The sequence below is a fragment of the Halomonas sp. 328 genome (assembly GCF_015645095.1).
GTDB lineage: Bacteria > Pseudomonadota > Gammaproteobacteria > Pseudomonadales > Halomonadaceae > Bisbaumannia.
The window spans coordinates 13,964-30,117 of sequence record NZ_JADOTW010000022.1; the positions used below are offsets into that span (position 1 = coordinate 13,964).

The window sequence follows — 16,154 nt, forward strand, 5'->3', positions numbered from 1 at the left end:
ATGACGTCCGGCGTCGAATCGGCGATGATGCCGCCTTCCGTTGAACAATAACGAGACCTTCCCATGACAACGACTCGCGAACCGACGGGCCGCGAACCGGTGTGGCTCGGGTGGATCGAGGGCGTGATCGAGACCCTCGGCCGGGCCATCGCCTGGCTGACCCTGGCGATGATGCTGGTGCAGTTCGTGCTAGTGGTGATGCGCTACGCCCTGGGCATCCACAGCATGGCCATGCAGGAGTCGGTAATGATCATGCACGCCATCGTCTTCATGCTGGGGGCCGCCTATACCCTCAAGCATGACGGCCATGTGCGGGTGGACATCTTCTATCGCCGCCTCTCCGCCAAGGGCCGCGCCTGGATCGACCTGGCCGGCACCCTCTTCCTGCTGATTCCGGTGGTGCTCTTCATCGGCCTCGGCAGCCTCAAGTACGTGCGCAGCAGCTGGGCCATCCTGGAACGCACCTCGGACGCCAACCTGCCGGTGGTCTACCTGGTCAAGAGCCTGATTCCGCTGATGGCCCTGCTGCTGCTGATCCAGGGCATCGCCCTGCTGATTCGCCAGGTGCTGATCCTGCGCGGCCGCCTGGCGGCCCCTGACCCCGAGCACGAGGAGGTGCTCTAGTGCTCGACTACATGCCGCTCTTCCTGTTCGCGACCATCTGCATCGTGCTAATGCTCGGCTACCCGGTGGCGCTGGCCCTGGCCGGCACCGCCCTGGCCTTCGCCGGCCTCGGCCTGGGCCTGGAGGCCCTGGGCGTGGCGCTGCACTTCGAATCCAACTTCCTCGCCGCCATGCCCAACCGGGTCTACGGCATCATGACCAACCAGACCCTGCTGGCGGTACCGCTCTTCGTGCTGATGGGGGTGCTGCTGGAGAAGTCGCGGGTCGCCGAGACCCTGCTCGATGCCATGGCCCTGGCCTTCGGAGCCCTGCGCGGCGGCCTGGGCATCGCGGTGATCCTGGTCGGCATGCTGCTGGCCGCCTCCACCGGCATCGTCGGCGCCACCGTGGTGACCATGGGCCTGCTGTCGCTGCCCACCATGCTCAAGCGCGGCTACTCCCCGGCACTGGCCACCGGCACCATCTGCGCCACCGGCACCCTGGGCCAGATCATCCCCCCCTCCATCGCCCTGGTGCTGCTGGGCGACGTGCTCTCCAACGCCTACCAGCAGGCGCAGCTCTCCATGGGGGTGTGGAGCCCCAAGACGGTATCGGTGGGCGACCTCTTCGTCGGCGCCCTGGTCCCGGGACTGATCCTGGTGGTGGCCTATATCGCCTATGTGGCGATCACCGCCTGGCTCAAGCCACAGCTGGCGCCCCCCGCCGACCGCCAGGCGCTGATGCAGGAGCTCGGCCACCGCGGCAGCATCTGGCCGCTGCTGCTCAAGGGCCTGGTACCGCCGGTGGTGCTGATCGTCGCCGTGCTGGGCTCGATCCTCGGCGGCTTCGCCACCCCCACCGAGGCCTCGGCGGTAGGGGCCTTCGGTGCCCTGGTACTGGCCGGGGTCAAGGGCCGGGTGACCCCGACCATGCTCAAGGAGGTGGCCCGCACCACCACCCAGGTCACCAGCATGGTGTTCCTGATCCTGATCGGCGCCACCCTCTTCTCCCTGGTGTTCCGTGCCTATGGTGGCGAGGAGCTGGTCACCGAGCTGTTCGAGGCGATGCCCGGCGGCGTGGTGGGGGCCATGCTGATCGTGATGCTGGTGATGTTCCTGCTGGGCTTTATCCTCGATTTCATCGAGATCACCTTCGTGGTGGTGCCCATCGTCGGCCCGGTGCTGCTGGCCATGGGCATTGACCCCATCTGGCTGGGGGTGATGATCGCCATCAACCTGCAGACCTCCTTCCTCACCCCGCCCTTCGGCTTCGCGCTCTTCTACCTGCGCGGGGTGACGCCGGACTCGGTCCCCACCTCGGCCATCTATCGCGGGGTGATTCCCTTTATCCTGCTGCAACTCAGCATGCTGCTGGCCCTGGCCGCCTTCCCGGGACTGGCCACCTGGCTGCCCTCGATTCTGTAAGCCGTGGGGCCGGCGCTGCCGGCCCCGCTTCCCTCAGGCGCCGCCGCAAAGCGGTGCCAGCCACTGCTGGGCCAGCAGCAGCACCACCGCGTAGCGGGTGCCCTTGGCCAGGGTGATCAGCAGGATGGCGCGCCACCAGGGCAGGCGAAAGACCCCGGCCAGCACCGTCAGTGGATCGCCGATCACCGGCGCCCAGGAGAGCAGCAGGCTCCATTCGCCGAAGCGGTGATACCAGCGCTCGGCCCGGGCCAGCCCCGCCGGCGAGGCGGGAAACCAGCGGCGATCCTGGAAGCGCCGCGCATAGCGCCCCATCCACACATTGATCAGGCTGCCCAGGGTGTTGCCGGCGGTGGCCACCGCCCAGAGCAGCAGGGCCGGCTCGCCGATGCACCAGAGCCGGGCCAGCCACACCTCGGAGCCGCCGGGCAGCAGGGTGGCACTGACCAGGGCCACTAAAAAGAGGCTCAGCATGGCGAGCCCCCCACCCCTTGCAGTAGGCTAGACCGCGACATCAACGACAAGACCTCCCCATGAACGACACTCCCCCGATTCCCAAGCTGCTGACCATCGCCGGCTCCGATCCCAGTGGTGGCGCCGGCATCCAGGCCGACCTCAAGACCTTCTCGGCGCTGGGTGCCTATGGTACCAGCGTGATCACCGCCCTGACCGCCCAGAACACCCAGGGGGTGACCGGGGTGTATCCGGTGCCGGCGGACTTTATCGCCGCCCAGCTGGAGACCCTGCTCGACGATATCGCCATCGACGCCGTGAAGATCGGCATGGTGGCCAGCCGCGAGGTGGCCGAGGCGATCCGCGCGGCGCTGACCCAACGGCGCCCGCGCTGGGTCGTGCTCGACCCGGTGATGGTGGCCAAGAGCGGCGATGTGCTGGTGGATGACGCCGGCATCCGCGCGGTACGCGAGCTGCTGGTGCCCCTGGCCGACCTGATCACCCCCAACCTGCCGGAGGCGGCGGTGCTGCTGGACGCCCCGGTCCCGGACGACGCCGAAGGCATGGAGGCGCTGCTGCCCCGGCTGCAGGCCCTGGGCGCCCCCCGGGTGCTGCTCAAGGGCGGCCACCTGCGCGGCGAGCGCTGCCCGGACCTGCTGGTGGACGAGCATGGCGCCCAGTGGCTCGATGGGCCACGTATCGCCACTCCCAACCTGCACGGCACCGGCTGCTCGCTCTCCTCGGCCATCGCCGCCTGCCTGGCCCATCGCGACGCCCCCCTGGCGGCGGTGACCGAGGCCAAGGCCTGGCTGGAGCGGGCCCTGGCCGAGAGCCATCGGCTGGGCGTCGGCCGCGGCCAGGGGCCGGTGCACCACTTCCACGCCTGGTGGTAACGCCTTGCGGGGGAGCGGTTAAGCCACCATCCTGAGGTGAGGCATCGCCACTACCCGAGGGAGGGAGAGACCATGACCCGCACCCTGCTGTTCGCCTGTGACCTGTCGGCGGAGAACCGTGCCGCCTTCGGCCGAGCCATCCAACTGGCGGTGGACAGCGGGGCCCGCCTCGATGCCCTGCACGTGCTCGACCCCCACCTGCCGCGCCAGGCGCTGCACGACCTGGAGCCGGCGGTGGTGGCGGAGATGGAGCGCCTGCTCACCGATATCCGCGAAGACTATGCGCTGCCCGCCCCCCAGGTGCTGCTGCAGACCGTGGCCGGCACGCCCTTCGAGGAGATCATCCGCGAGGCCCACGAACGCCAGGCCGACCTGATCCTGCTCGGCGGGCATCGCAAGCGCGGCGAACCGGAACTGGTGGCCGGTACCACCCTGGCCCGGGTGATCCGTGGCGCCCCCTGCCCGGTGATCTCGGCCATCCACCCGGTGACCCAGGAGTGGCGGGATATCCTCGTACCGGTGGACTTCTCGCTGACCTGTCGCCATACCCTGCGCGAGACCCTCAAGCGCTTCCCCGAGTCACGGCTGACCCTGCTGCACGCCTGGGATATCCCCGGTGAGCGGGAGCTGGGCTCCAGCGGCGACTTCGCCCGCTGGCGGGATGGCGAGCTGGCCCGGCTGCGCGAACAGCTCGAGCGGGAAGTGGATCAGTTGATGAACGAGGTGGAGTCGGTCCCGGAGCTGAGCCTGGAGCTGGAGCAGGGCGACCCCCTGGAGGTGCTGCTGACCCGGCTGCGGCGCCAGCCCCCGGACCTGCTGGCCCTGGGCTACCGCGGGCGTCGCGGCCAGCAGCGCCGCCTGACCGCTCAACTGCTCGCCGAACCCCATTGCGACATCATGGTGTGTCGCGCCTGGTAGAGTAGGCCGTTATTCCTTATTCCATTTCGAGCCCTGCTGGGCCGCTGATCGATGAGCATGCTACCCTCCTGCGCCGACACTCAGGAGGAGAGCCAATGCGAGCCTTGATTCAGCGGGTACGCCACGCCCGGGTGGTGGTGGCGGGCCAGGAAGTGGGCGCCATCGACCAGGGCCTGCTGGCCCTGGTGGGGGTGGAAAAGGGCGATGATCGGGCTCGAGCCGACAAGCTGCTGCACAAGCTGCTGCACTATCGGGTCTTCGCCGACGACGACGGCAAGATGAATCGCGACCTGCAGCAGGTGGCGGGCGGCCTGCTGCTGGTCTCCCAGTTCACCCTGGCCGCGGATACCCGCAAGGGGCTGCGTCCCAGCTTCTCCAGCGCCGCGCCCCCCGCCGAGGGCGAAGCGCTGTTCGACTACCTGGTGAGCCAGGCCCGGGCCGCCTGGCCACGGGTCGCCACCGGCGAGTTCGGCGCCGAGATGCAGGTGGAGCTGATCAATGACGGCCCGGTGACCTTCCTGCTGGAGAGCTGAGCCGGGCCCTCTCAGTTGAGCCCCTGATACTGGAAGGCCAGGGCCTCGCCACCCAGGAACTGGGCATGGATGGTCCGCGCCCCTCTTCCCCAGGTGCAGAGGTCCACCATCAGGGCGCCGTGGCACTCCTTGGGCGAACCGAGGATCGCCTCGACCTGGGCCCGGCTCATGCCGACCTCCAGGCGCTGGTAGTTGTCCAGAGTCAGTCGCGGATTGGCGCAGCCGACCAGGGCGACCAACAGCAGCGCGACCGGCACGAATCGCAGGATCATGGGGCACCTCCTCGGGAGTTATTCCGCCGCCAACAGCTCGGCTTCCATGGCCTCCAGCGCCTCCTCGGCGGCCAGCCACTCCGCTTCCAGCGTCTCGAGGCGCGACTTGAGCTCGCCCTGGCGGCCCAGCAACTCGGTGAGTTCCGCCTTGCGGCTCGCCTCCGTATAGAGCGTGGCATCCGCCAGGCGTTCCTCCACCTCGCCCAGGGCGGCCTGGGCCTTCTCCATGGCCTGCTCCGCCTTGTCGCGCTGGCGCTTCAGCGGGCGCAGCTTCTCGCGCAGCTCGGCGGCGGCGCGGCGGGCCGCCTTGCGGTCCTCCTTGGGGGCCGCGGCCTCCGCCTGGCGCTCGCCCTTCTCGGCCCGGGCCTCGCGGCGCTCTCCCTCCAGGCGCGCCTTGAGCCAGGCCCGGTAATCCTCCAGGTCGCCATCGAAGGGCTCGAGGCGGTGATCCGCCACCCGCCAGAACTCGTCCACGGTGGCACGCAGCAGGTGGCGATCGTGGGAGACCAGGATCACCGCCCCCTCGAAGCCGGCCAGGGCCTCGGTGAGGGCCTCGCGCATCTCCAGATCCAGGTGGTTGGTGGGCTCGTCGAGCAGCAGCAGGTTGGGACGCCGCCAGGCCACCAGGGCCAGGGCCAGGCGCGCCTTCTCGCCGCCGGAGAAGTTGGCCACCTCGGCGAAGGCATCGTCGCCGCGGAAGCCGAAGCCGCCCAGGAAGTTGCGGATCTCCTGGTCGCTGGCCCGGGGCGAGAGACGCTGCACATGCAGGAAGGGTGAGGCGGAGAGATCCAGCCCCTCCAGCTGATGCTGGGCGAAATAGCCCACCGCCAGGTGTTCCCCCTCGATACGCGTGCCGCCCAGCAGGGGCAGCTCGCCGGTCAGCGACTTGATCAGGGTCGACTTGCCGGCCCCGTTCGGGCCCAGCAGGCCGATGCGCTGCCCCGGCAGCAGGCTCAGCTTGACCTCGTCGAGCTGCACCGTCTCGCCGGCCTCGCTACGGTAGCCCAGGCGCGCCTCGTCCAGCACCAGCAAGGGGTGGGAGGTCTTCTCGGCGGCGGGCAGGGTGAAATGGAAGGGCGAGTCCACATGGGCCACGGCGATGGTCTCCATGCGCTCGAGCATCTTCAGGCGGCTCTGAGCCTGGCGCGCCTTGGTGGCCTTGGCCCGGAAGCGCGCCACGAACTGCTCGATCTCCTCGCGACGGGCCTGCTGCTTGGCAGCCTCGGCCTGCTGCTGGGCGAGCTTCTCGGCACGGCTGCGCTCGAAGGCACTGTAGTTGCCCCGATAGAGCACCAGGCGGCGCCGGTCGAAGTGCACAATATGGTCGCAGACCGCGTCCAGGAAGTCGCGGTCGTGGGAGATCAACAGCAGGGTGCCCGGGTAGCGGATCAGCCACTGCTCCAGCCATAGCAGGGCATCCAGGTCCAGGTGGTTGGTGGGCTCGTCGAGCAGCAGCAGGTCGGAGGGCATGAAGAGGGTGCGCGCCAGGTTGACGCGCATCCGCCAGCCCCCGGAGAAATCCGCCAGGGGGCGCGACAGGTCGGCCTGGGCAAAGCCCAGCCCGACCAGCAGCTGGGCGGCCCGAGACGGCGCGCTGTAGCCGTCCAGGGCCTCGATCTGGCCATGCAGCTCCGCCTCGCGATGGGCGTCGCCGGCGTCCTGGGCCGCGGCCAGGGCCGCCTCGGTGGCGCGCAGGGCCCGGTCGCCATCCAGTACATAGTCGACGATGGGGCGATCCAGCGCCTCCACCTCCTGGGCCATATGCGCGATGCGCACCCCGCCGGCCAGCTCCACCTCCCCCTTGTCGGGGGCCAGTTCGCCCAGCAGGAGCTTGAACAGGCTCGACTTGCCGGCGCCATTGGGCCCCACGATACCGGCCTTGTGGCCGGCGTGCAGGGTCAGGTCGGCGTCTTCGATCAGCGGCTGGGTGCCGCGTTGCAGGGCGAGTTGACGGAATGCAATCATGCCGGCTCCGATAACGGGAATGGCGGGCCGCCTCGCCGCCTCCGGGGACGCTAGCGCAGGAGCAGCCTTCGATGAGCATGCATTCTACCCAATTGCGCCACCATTTGCGGGCCTGGCTGGCCCGCCATGGCGTGACCGCCCGGGCCGGCCCCTGGGCCCTGTCGCTCTGGGATCAGGCCCTCGCCCTCTATGCACGCCCCGGCGTGGAGGCGGCCTGCCTGGCCCTGCAGGACCAGGCCGGCGTCGATGTCTGCGAACTGCTCTGGGCCTGCTGGCTCGAACGCCACGGCTTGACCCCGGACGACGATGCCCCCACGCACCTGGCCCCGATTCGCGCCTGGCAGGCCGAGATGACCCGGCCATTGCGCGACCGCCGACGCGCCCTCAAGGAGTTAGCCCTTACCGACCCGACACTCGCCGAGCTACGGCAAGCCTTGCAGCGGGCCGAACTCTTGGCCGAACGGGAAACCCTGCGCCGACTGGCCGACCTGGCCACTGGCGGCGGCGCCATTCGCCCCCTCCAGACGGGGGAATCCAGCCTGGCGGAACGGCTCATAAATGCCGGACTTATGCAGAAAAAAACGCAACTCTGGGCGCTGCAAACCCTAGAAACCCAACTTGACCCCCTATCCGCCGACGGCTAGCCTCAAGAGAGTGGAGCGTCTTGATTTACTTCAATTTCATCCGCTCATCATGGTCGAGTGACCGGCCAGAAACTGCCAAGGGGAAATAAGAATGAAGGCTACCAAACTGCTGACATCCGCGAGCATTGGCGCCCTGCTGCTGGGCATGTCCGCCGCGGCTCACTCCGCAAACTGGCGCTATGCCCACGAGGAGTTCGAGGGCGACGTTCAGGACGTCTTCGCCGTCGCCTTCAAGGAGTATATCGAGGAGAACTCCGACAATACCGTACAGGTTTATCGCTTCGGCGAACTGGGTGAATCCGACGACATCATGGAGCAGGCCCAGGCGGGTATCCTGCAGTTCGTCAACCAGTCTCCGGGCTTCACCGGCTCGCTGATTCCCGAGGCACAGATCTTCTTCGTGCCCTACCTGCTGCCCACCGACGAAGAGACCGTCGTCGAGTTCTTCAACAACAGCAAGGCGATCCACGAGGACTTCCCCGAGCTCTATGCCGAACAGGGCCTGGAACTGCTCAAGATGTACCCGGAAGGCGAGATGGTGGTCACCCTGGATGAACCCTTCACCGCGCCCGAGGACCTGCGCGGCAAGAACATCCGCATCATGACCAACCCGCTGCTCTCCGAAACCTATCGCGCCTTCGGGGCGACCCCGACGCCGCTGCCCTGGGGCGAGGTCTATGGCGGCCTGCAGACCGGCATCATCCAGGGGCAGGAGAACCCGATCTTCTGGATCGAGTCCGGCGGCCTCTATGAAGTCTCTCCCAACCTGGTGTTCACCGGCCATGGCTGGTTCACCACCGCCATGATGGCCAACCAGGACTTCTTCAACGGCCTCTCCGAGGATGAGCAGCAACTGGTGCGCGACGCGGCCCAGCACGCCTACGAGCACACCCTGGAGCATATCTCCGGGCTGGCGGACGACTCCCTGGCCAAGATCCAGGAGGCCTCCGACGAGGTCACCGTGACACGCCTCACCGAGGAGCAGATCGAGGCCTTCCGCGCCCGGGCTCCCCAGGTGGAGGAGCGCTTCGTCGAGATGACCGGCGAGCGCGGTGCGGCCCTGCTGGAGCAGTTCAAGGCCGACCTGGAAGCCGTGAGCGGCGACTAAGCGCCACCGGCGCCTGATCGTCACACGAGGAATCCGGGGCAGCCACTTGGCTGCCCCGCTTGTTTCCTCCCACCCGCTTCTCCGATTCGGCTCGCCGGCCAATCAGCGTTGGCGGACCGCAAGGTCGTCGCCACGGACCTTGCCATACCCTGAGGGGCAGGCGGCGCGCAACGCCCAGGGAAGACCACAGGAGCATGGGCACATGACCGAAGAAGAATCCGAAAAGAACTACCGCTCGACCCTGCCCGGCCCCCTCGGCTGGATAGACACAGGGATCAGCAAGGCGGAGGCGGTGATACTGGCCATGGGGGTCATCCTGATGGCCATCAATACCATCGCCAATGTGGTCAGTCGTTTCGCCCTCGGCGAGAGTCTGCACTTCTCCGAGGAGATCAATCGCATCCTGATCGTGATGATCACCTTCGCCGGTATCGGCTATGCGGCCCGCCATGGGCGCCATATCCGCATGTCGGCCATCTATGACGCCCTGCCCACCGGCGGGCGGCGCTGGCTGATGATCATCATCTGCACCTTCACCGCCCTGGTGATGTTCGTGCTCTGCTACTACTCCATCGGCTATATCCAGACTACCTATAGCCGTGGCCGGGTGCTGCCCTCGCTGAGCATTCCGGTCTGGATGATGTTCGTCTGGGTCCCGGTGGGCTTCGCCATCACCGGCATCCAGTACCTGCTCACCGCCATCAAGAACCTCACTTCCCGGGACGTCTATATCTCGACCCATGTGGTGGATGGCTACAAGGACACGGAAACGGAAGTCTGATGCCGGACGCTAGCGAGGACTCACAACCATGACAGCCACTATCCTGACCATCATGATCGTGCTGCTGCTGCTGGGCTTTCCCATGATGGTGCCCCTGCTGACGGCGGCCTTCGTGGGCTTCTATATGACCTTCGGCGGGACCGGTCAGATGGAGACCCTGGTGCAACAGCTGATGGGCGGCATCCGCCCCACGGCGCTGATCGCCGTGCCGATGTTTATCCTGGCCGCCGACATCATGACCCGGGGCCAGTCCGCCAACCGCCTGATCAACATGGTCATGAGCTTCGTGGGCCATATCAAGGGCGGCCTGGCGGTCTCCACCGCCGCCTCCTGCACCCTCTTCGGTGCGGTCTCCGGCTCCACCCAGGCCACGGTGGTGGCGGTGGGGTCGCCGCTGCGCCCGCGCATGCTCAAGGCCGGCTACAAGGACCCCTTCACCCTGGCGCTGATCATCAACTCCAGTGATATCGCCTTCCTGATCCCGCCGAGCATCGGCATGATCATCTACGGGGTCATCTCCGGCACCTCCATCGGCGAGCTCTTTATCGCCGGCATCGGCCCGGGCCTGCTGATCCTGGCGATGTTCTCGGTCTACTGCATCGCCTACGCCTACATCAACAAGGTCCCCACCGAACCCAGGAGCAGCTGGAAGGAGCGCGCCCTGGCGGTACAGGGCGCCCTCTGGCCGCTGGGCTTCCCGGTGCTGATCGTGGGTGGCATCTATGGCGGCATCTTCAGCCCCACCGAAGCGGCGGCGGCCTGCGTGCTCTATGCGGTGATCCTGGAATTCGCCATCTTCCGCTCCCTGAAGCTGCCGGATATCTATGCCATCGCCAAGTCCACCGGCCTGATCACCGCCGTGGTCTTTATCCTGGTGGCGGCGGGCAACGGCTTCTCCTGGATCATCTCCTTCGCGCAGATTCCCCAGGCGGTGCTGGGGGCCGCAGGCATCAACGAGGCGGGGCCCGTGGGCGTGCTGATCGCCATCTGCGTGGCCTTCTTTATCGCCTGCATGTTCGTCGACCCCATCGTGGTGATCCTGGTGCTGACGCCGATCTTCGCGCCGGCCATCGCCGCCTCCGGGCTCGACCCAGTGCTGGTGGGGGTGCTGATCACCCTGCAGGTGGCCATCGGCTCGGCGACGCCACCCTTCGGCTGCGATATCTTCACCGCCATCGCCATCTTCAAGCGCCCCTACTGGGAGGTGATCCGTGGCACGCCGCCCTTCGTCTTCATGCTGGTGCTGGCCGCCGCCCTGATCATCATCTTCCCGCAAATCGCCCTGTTCCTCCGGGATCTGGCGTTCCGCTGATCCTGGCTCAAGGAGGAGACGACGATGTTCGAAAGAATCCTGTTGCCGGTTGACGGCTCCAAGGGTGCCCTCAAGGCCCTGGAGAAGGCCGTGGACCTGGCCAAGCTGACCGGCGCCGAGCTCTATATCCTCTGCGTCTTCAAGCACCACAGCCTGCTGGAGGCCTCCCTCTCCATGGTCCGCCCCAACAAGCTGGATATTCCCGACGACGCCCTCAAGGAGTACGCCACCGAGATCGCCGTCCAGGCCAAGCACGATGCCCTGGAGCGGGGCGCGCCCAAGGTGCGCGCCTTCGTCAAGGGCGGGCGCCCCTCCAGTACCATCGTGCGCTTCGCCCGCAAGCGCGATATCGACCTGATCGTGATCGGCTCCCAGGGCACCAACGGCGACAAGACCTCCTACCTGCTGGGCAGCGTCTCCCAGCGGGTGGCGAGCATGGCCAAGTGCCCCACCCTGGTGGTCTGAACCACCGTCAACAAACCTTCCCTGAGTCAGCGTGCCGGCCCCCGGCCCGCTGCCGTTTCATGGCGGCCGGGCGGGTGCGGAACCCGAGCACTCCTGATAGAGTCCGAGGGATGTTTGATGACCCCATCGATAGAGGATTCTGCATGAAGACACTGGTTCGCGCCGCCACCCTGGGCTCGCTGTTGTGTGCCGCCCCCTTCGCCCTGGCCGACCTGGAGAGCGAGGAGTCACGGCTCGGTTACAGCCTGGGCGTGACCCTGGGTCAGAGCCTGGTGCAGGACGTGGATGACCTGGATATCGAGGCCTTCACCCAGGCGATCCGCGATGTCTATGCCGATGCGGAGCTGGCCCTGAGCGAAGAGGAGATGGCCGCGACGCTGATGCAGTTCCAGCAGCAGGCCATGGCCGAGCGTCAGGCCTCGGCCCAGCGCCAGGCCGAGGCGACCCGCGAGGCCGGCGAGACCTTCCTGGCCGAGAATGCCCTGAACGAGGACGTGGTGGTCACCGACTCCGGCCTGCAGTACAAGGTGATCGAATCCGGCGATGGCGCCTCCCCGGGCTCCGACGCCCGAGTCGAGGTGCACTACGAGGGTACCCTGCTGGACGGTAGCGTCTTCGACAGCTCCTACGAGCGCGGCGAACCGATCAGCTTCCGGGTCGACCAGGTCATCGAGGGCTGGCAGGAGGCCCTGCAGCTGATGAGCGTGGGCGACACCTGGATGCTCTACCTGCCCTACGACCTGGCCTACGGCGAGGCCGGCACCGGCGGCCCCATTGGCCCCTACGAGACCCTGACCTTCAAGGTGGAGCTGCTGGGCGTCGATGCAGAGCCCGATGCCGAGTAAGTCCGCCCCCTGGCTGGTGGCGCTGGCCCTCTCCGGCGCCGCCCTGGCCGACGACACCACTCCGCCCCCCTTGCCGGCGCTCGGCCTCGATGGCGAGCGCCTGGCGGTTCTGGGGGTCTCCTCCGGGGGCTATATGGCCACCCAGTTGGCGGTGGCCTATCCCGAGCGTTATGGACGGCTGGGGGTCTTCGCCGCCGGCCCCTGGGGTTGCGCCCAGGGCAGCCTGGGGCGCGCCCTGGGTCAGTGCATGCTGACTCACCGGGGCATTCCCGACCTGGACGAGCTGGCAAGCCGCCACGCCGCCTATCTGGTCGAGGGCCGGGTCGGCGACCCTGCCGACCTGGCTCGCCAGCGGGTCTTCCTGTGGCACGGCGAGGCGGACGGGACCGTCCTACCGGTGCTGGGGGAGCGGCTCGCCGAGCAGTATCGCGGCTGGCTGGCGGATGCCGATGACCAGCTGCGCCGGGTCGTCCAGCCGGGCGCCGGCCACGGCTGGCCGGTGGCCGCGGACCGAGCCCCCTCCTCGGCCCCCCTGGTGAATTGCGCGGCGGGGGGCAGCCCCTACCTGCTCGATTGCGGGTACGACGGCGCCGGCGAGGCCCTGGCCTGGCTCTATGGCGAGGCCGAGGTATCCGCGCCGGACGCCGCCGCGGGGGAGCTAGTCAGCGTTTCCCAGGAGGTCGCCAGCGGGGCACGCCAGCTGGACGAGCGGGGCTATCTCTATCTGCCGCCGGGGTGTGAGGCCGGCGGGGCCTGTGGCCTGGTGGTGGCCCTGCATGGCTGCGCCATGGGCCGCGAGCAGGTCGACGATGCCTTCGCCCGCTACGCCGGGCTCAATGCCTGGGCCGATGTGCACCGGCTGGCGGTGCTCTACCCCCAGGCCGGCAGCAGCATGGGCAATCCCCAGGGCTGCTGGGACTGGTGGGGTCATGACGAGAACAGCTGGCGCCCCGACCCGGCCCATGACAGCCGTGACGGCCGCCAGCTTCAGGCCCTGGACGCCATGGTGGAACGCCTGCTAAGCCCGCCGGAGGCGAGCGATTGACGTCACCCGGGAGCGTCGGATGCGCTCGCCTTAGGCTCGTTTATCCGACCTACCCATCGCCCAGCTCCTGGCGCAGCGCCTCGATCAGCGCATGGGGCGTCGGCGAATAGAGCACCCGCCGGCGAATCTCCCCGTGCCGGTCGACCAGATAGAGCGAGGCGCTGTGATCCACGGTATAGCCCATGGCGGACTCCTCCATCTCCACCCGGCGCCAGAAGATCCCGTAACGCTCGGCGATATCCTCGAGCTGCGCCTCGCTGCCCCGGGCGCCCACGAAACGCTCGCCGAAGTAGCCCATGTACTCCTCGAGCCGCTCCAGGGTGTCCCGCTCCGGGTCGACGCTGATCATCACCGGCACCACCCGCTCGGCGAGCGCCGGCGCCAGCTGCCCCAGGGCCTGGCGCACCACCGCCAGGGTCATGGGGCAGACATCCGGACAGTAGGTGTAGCCGAAGTAAATCGCCGCCAACTGCTCCTCGTCGAGTGCCGAGAGCGCGAACTCCCCCTGAGTCGAGGCCAGGGCGATCTCGCCGCCCTGGGGCTCCCCGCTCTCGTCGCCCCCCGGCAGCCAGAACCAGGTCCCCAGGGCCAGCAGCACCAGCCCCAGGAATGCCACGCTTAACCAGCGGACCTTCGCCGTCATCGTCTCCTCCCCTCGTCGTCTCCGTCTCGGCCATCGCGGGCCATGTCTCTATCAGGGTAAGCTTATCAGCACTCGCCAACGACCGTGACCTGGAGCCTTGTCGCACCATGGAGATCCTCGACGCCCTGGGGCCGCTCTTCCTGCTGATCCTGCTGGGCGCCCTGCTGGGACGCCTGGACCTGCCCGGCGGCGACTTCTGGCCACGCCTGGAACGACTGATCTACTACCTGCTGTTCCCGGCCATGCTGGTCAGCACCCTGGCCCAGGCGGAGATCGACCGGGTGCCGGTGGCCCGGCTGGCCCTGGTGCTGCTGGGCAGCATGCTGATCGTTGCCGCCGCGCTCTGGTGGCAGCGGCCACGGCTCGCGCCCCGGGCCGCCACCTTCACGTCGCTCTTTCAGGGCAGCCTGCGCTTCAATACCTATGTGGGGGTGGCCGGCGGGGCCGCCCTGCACGGCAGCCTTGGCGCCACCACGGCGGCGGTGGCCGTGGCGCTGATGGTGCCGGTGGTCAATGTGCTCTGCGTGCTCTGCTTTATCGGTGCCGGCACCCTGGGCCCCGGCAGCCTGAGCCGCAGCCTGCGGGCCCTGGCCAGCAACCCACTGATCCTGGCCTGCCTGGGCGGCATCGCCCTGAACCTCTCCGGGGCCGGGCTACCGGGCTGGAGCGCCCCCGCCATGGAACTGCTGGGACGTACCGCCCTCCCCCTGGGCCTGGTGGCGGTGGGCGTGGCGCTGCGCCCCCTGGCCCTGCTGCGTCGGGACCGCGCCGTCTGGGCGACCCATGCCGTCAAGCTGCTGCTGATGCCGGCCCTGGTGCTGGTCCTGGCCTGGGCGCTGGGGCTGGACGGGGTGAGTCGCGACGTCGCGTTGCTCTTCGCCGCCCTGCCTACCGCCACCTCGGCCTATATCCTGGCCCGCCAGTTGGGGGGCGACGCCGAACTGATGGCGGCGCTGATCACCGGACAGACCCTGCTGGCCATGCTGAGCCTGCCCCTATGGCTGAGTCTGACGGCTTGATAGGCCGCAAACAAAAAATATTCTCGTTTTCTATTGACCCATCAGATGCGAATGATTATCTTGTCTGCATGGCGTCGGCCAGACGCCATACCCATCGCAGGGAATGTCAGGTTCCCTGCCATGGTTTCTCCTCATCAAGCTAGTCACGGTCCTTGTCGGCGACTCCCACGGAGTCGCCGCTTTTTTATGGTTCTTCGCACTCTGGCGTGAATGCCGCCGTGGGAGCGCGGATTCCGCGCGATATCGCCCGAAGGGCGATTCTGGCTGCCACTAGGGGCGACTTCGTCGCCCAATCGTTCGGCATAGCCAAACTCCCACACTAGCAAACTGGTGCTTTCCCAGGTCGTGGCTTCACGCCGATCTGCGAAGAACCTTTTGTTGCTGGTAGGCGTTCGCCGCGGGCCTCGAACTGGGTCAGCGGTCAGGGTGCTGGAGAGCCGGGGCGCGGCACAGGGCCGCGGCCGGTGTTTTCGCTTACTCGCTGCGCGCGAAGATCAGATCCCAGACGCCGTGACCCAGGCGTTCGCCGCGGGCCTCGAACTTGGTCAGGGGCCGGAACTCGGGCCGCGGCACATAGGGGGCGGTCTCCGCGGTGGCGGTATTGCGGTAGCCCGGCGCCGCCGCCATCACCTCGGCCATATGCTCGGCATAGTTCTCCCAGTCGGTGGCCATATGCAGGGTGCCGCCCACCTTGAGGCGGCGGCGAATCAGCTCCACGAAGGCGGGCTGCACGATGCGCCGCTTGTGGTGCTTCTTCTTCGGCCAGGGATCGGGGAAGAACAGCTGCAGGGTATCGATGCTGTCCGGCGGGAAGCACTCGTCGAGCACCCGCACCGCATCCTCGCGGAACACCCGCAGGTTGGTGAGGCCTCGCTTGTCCGCCTCGTCGAGCAGCTTGCCGACGCCGGGGGCATGCACCTCGATGCCGATAAAGTCGGTATCCGGATGGGTCTCGGCCTGCTCGATCAGGGAGGCGCCCATGCCGAACCCGATCTCCACCACCCGCCGGGCCCGCCGACCGAAGAGAGCGTCCAGGTCCAGGCGCCCACCCTCCAGGGTCAGCCCCAGCCGCGGCCAGACCTCCTCCAGGCCGCGGGTCTGGGCCCCGGTCATGCGACCGGCGCGCAGCACATAGCTCTTGATACCACGCTTGTAGAGCGTGTCCTGATTGGCCTCGCCGGCGGCCTGGGCCTCCGGCTCGGGGGTACGTTCGTCGTTCATACGCCTCGTTCGA

Annotated in this window: 18 protein-coding genes; 13 read left to right on the forward strand and 5 right to left on the reverse strand. The window is 67.9% G+C overall.

Going from position 1 to position 16,154, the window contains the following annotated elements; genetic code table 11:
* Positions 1-63: 63 nt before the first annotated feature.
* A complete protein-coding gene (locus IHD13_RS12205; protein WP_195861330.1) occupies positions 64-624 on the forward strand; it encodes a TRAP transporter small permease subunit in 561 nt (186 codons plus the stop codon).
* Positions 624-2,027 carry a TRAP transporter large permease gene (locus tag IHD13_RS12210; RefSeq protein WP_195861331.1) on the forward strand — a complete coding sequence of 468 codons (1,404 nt, stop codon included), beginning with the start codon at positions 624-626 and terminating at the stop codon, positions 2,025-2,027. Before IHD13_RS12205 ends, IHD13_RS12210 begins: the two co-directional genes overlap by 1 nt.
* 33 nt (positions 2,028-2,060) lie before the next feature.
* On the opposite strand, the gene IHD13_RS12215 is transcribed toward IHD13_RS12210, so the two are convergent.
* Complete coding sequence (locus tag IHD13_RS12215) at positions 2,061-2,498, reverse strand: YqaA family protein (protein ID WP_195861332.1); 438 nt, start codon at positions 2,496-2,498, stop codon at positions 2,061-2,063.
* A 59-nt stretch (positions 2,499-2,557) separates the two neighbouring features.
* Between IHD13_RS12215 and thiD the strand changes: the two genes are divergently transcribed.
* The 3 genes from thiD to dtd all read left to right on the forward strand — a co-directional run bounded on the left by thiD (position 2,558) and on the right by dtd (position 4,821).
* Positions 2,558-3,370, forward strand: a complete 813-nt coding sequence (thiD, locus tag IHD13_RS12220; protein ID WP_230086276.1) for a bifunctional hydroxymethylpyrimidine kinase/phosphomethylpyrimidine kinase — start codon at positions 2,558-2,560, stop codon at positions 3,368-3,370.
* 72 nt (positions 3,371-3,442) lie between these two features.
* Complete coding sequence (locus IHD13_RS12225) at positions 3,443-4,288, forward strand: universal stress protein (RefSeq protein WP_195861333.1); 846 nt, start codon at positions 3,443-3,445, stop codon at positions 4,286-4,288.
* A gap of 95 nt (positions 4,289-4,383) precedes the next feature.
* Complete coding sequence (gene dtd, locus IHD13_RS12230) at positions 4,384-4,821, forward strand: D-aminoacyl-tRNA deacylase (RefSeq protein WP_195861334.1); 438 nt, start codon at positions 4,384-4,386, stop codon at positions 4,819-4,821.
* An 11-nt stretch (positions 4,822-4,832) separates the two neighbouring features.
* On the opposite strand, the gene bamE is transcribed toward dtd, so the two are convergent.
* Entirely contained in the window at positions 4,833-5,093 is a 261-nt protein-coding gene (bamE, locus tag IHD13_RS12235) for an outer membrane protein assembly factor BamE domain-containing protein (protein WP_230086277.1), read from the reverse strand.
* Positions 5,094-5,111: 18 nt separating this feature from the next.
* A complete protein-coding gene (locus IHD13_RS12240) occupies positions 5,112-7,058 on the reverse strand; it encodes an ATP-binding cassette domain-containing protein (RefSeq protein WP_195861335.1) in 1,947 nt (648 codons plus the stop codon).
* A 71-nt stretch (positions 7,059-7,129) separates the two neighbouring features.
* On the opposite strand from IHD13_RS12240, the gene IHD13_RS12245 reads away from it, so the two are divergent.
* From IHD13_RS12245 to IHD13_RS12275, 7 genes are all read left to right on the forward strand, one after another.
* Positions 7,130-7,702: a TIGR02444 family protein gene (locus IHD13_RS12245; RefSeq protein WP_230086278.1), complete on the forward strand. Its 573-nt coding sequence runs from the start codon at positions 7,130-7,132 to the stop codon at positions 7,700-7,702.
* 91 nt (positions 7,703-7,793) lie between these two features.
* Entirely contained in the window at positions 7,794-8,810 is a 1,017-nt protein-coding gene (locus tag IHD13_RS12250; protein ID WP_195861336.1) for a TRAP transporter substrate-binding protein, read from the forward strand.
* 202 nt (positions 8,811-9,012) lie between these two features.
* Positions 9,013-9,591: a TRAP transporter small permease gene (locus IHD13_RS12255; protein WP_195861337.1), complete on the forward strand. Its 579-nt coding sequence runs from the start codon at positions 9,013-9,015 to the stop codon at positions 9,589-9,591.
* 28 nt (positions 9,592-9,619) lie between these two features.
* A complete protein-coding gene (locus tag IHD13_RS12260; protein ID WP_195861338.1) occupies positions 9,620-10,903 on the forward strand; it encodes a TRAP transporter large permease in 1,284 nt (427 codons plus the stop codon).
* Positions 10,904-10,927: 24 nt separating this feature from the next.
* A complete protein-coding gene (locus IHD13_RS12265; RefSeq protein ID WP_195861339.1) occupies positions 10,928-11,368 on the forward strand; it encodes a universal stress protein in 441 nt (146 codons plus the stop codon).
* Between the two features lie 143 nt (positions 11,369-11,511).
* Positions 11,512-12,213 carry an FKBP-type peptidyl-prolyl cis-trans isomerase gene (locus tag IHD13_RS12270; RefSeq protein ID WP_195861340.1) on the forward strand — a complete coding sequence of 234 codons (702 nt, stop codon included), beginning with the start codon at positions 11,512-11,514 and terminating at the stop codon, positions 12,211-12,213.
* A complete protein-coding gene (locus IHD13_RS12275) occupies positions 12,203-13,258 on the forward strand; it encodes a PHB depolymerase family esterase (protein WP_195861341.1) in 1,056 nt (351 codons plus the stop codon). Before IHD13_RS12270 ends, IHD13_RS12275 begins: the two co-directional genes overlap by 11 nt.
* 49 nt (positions 13,259-13,307) lie before the next feature.
* On the opposite strand, the gene IHD13_RS12280 is transcribed toward IHD13_RS12275, so the two are convergent.
* Positions 13,308-13,901, reverse strand: a complete 594-nt coding sequence (locus IHD13_RS12280) for an SCO family protein (protein WP_195861342.1) — start codon at positions 13,899-13,901, stop codon at positions 13,308-13,310.
* A gap of 107 nt (positions 13,902-14,008) precedes the next feature.
* Here IHD13_RS12280 and IHD13_RS12285 point away from each other — a divergent pair, with 107 nt between their 5' ends.
* On the forward strand, positions 14,009-14,920 hold the full coding sequence (locus IHD13_RS12285; RefSeq protein WP_195861343.1) for an AEC family transporter: 912 nt from the start codon (positions 14,009-14,011) through the stop codon (positions 14,918-14,920).
* 474 nt (positions 14,921-15,394) lie between these two features.
* On the opposite strand, the gene trmB is transcribed toward IHD13_RS12285, so the two are convergent.
* A complete protein-coding gene (gene trmB / locus IHD13_RS12290) occupies positions 15,395-16,141 on the reverse strand; it encodes a tRNA (guanosine(46)-N7)-methyltransferase TrmB (RefSeq protein ID WP_195861344.1) in 747 nt (248 codons plus the stop codon).
* Positions 16,142-16,154: the final 13 nt, after the last annotated feature.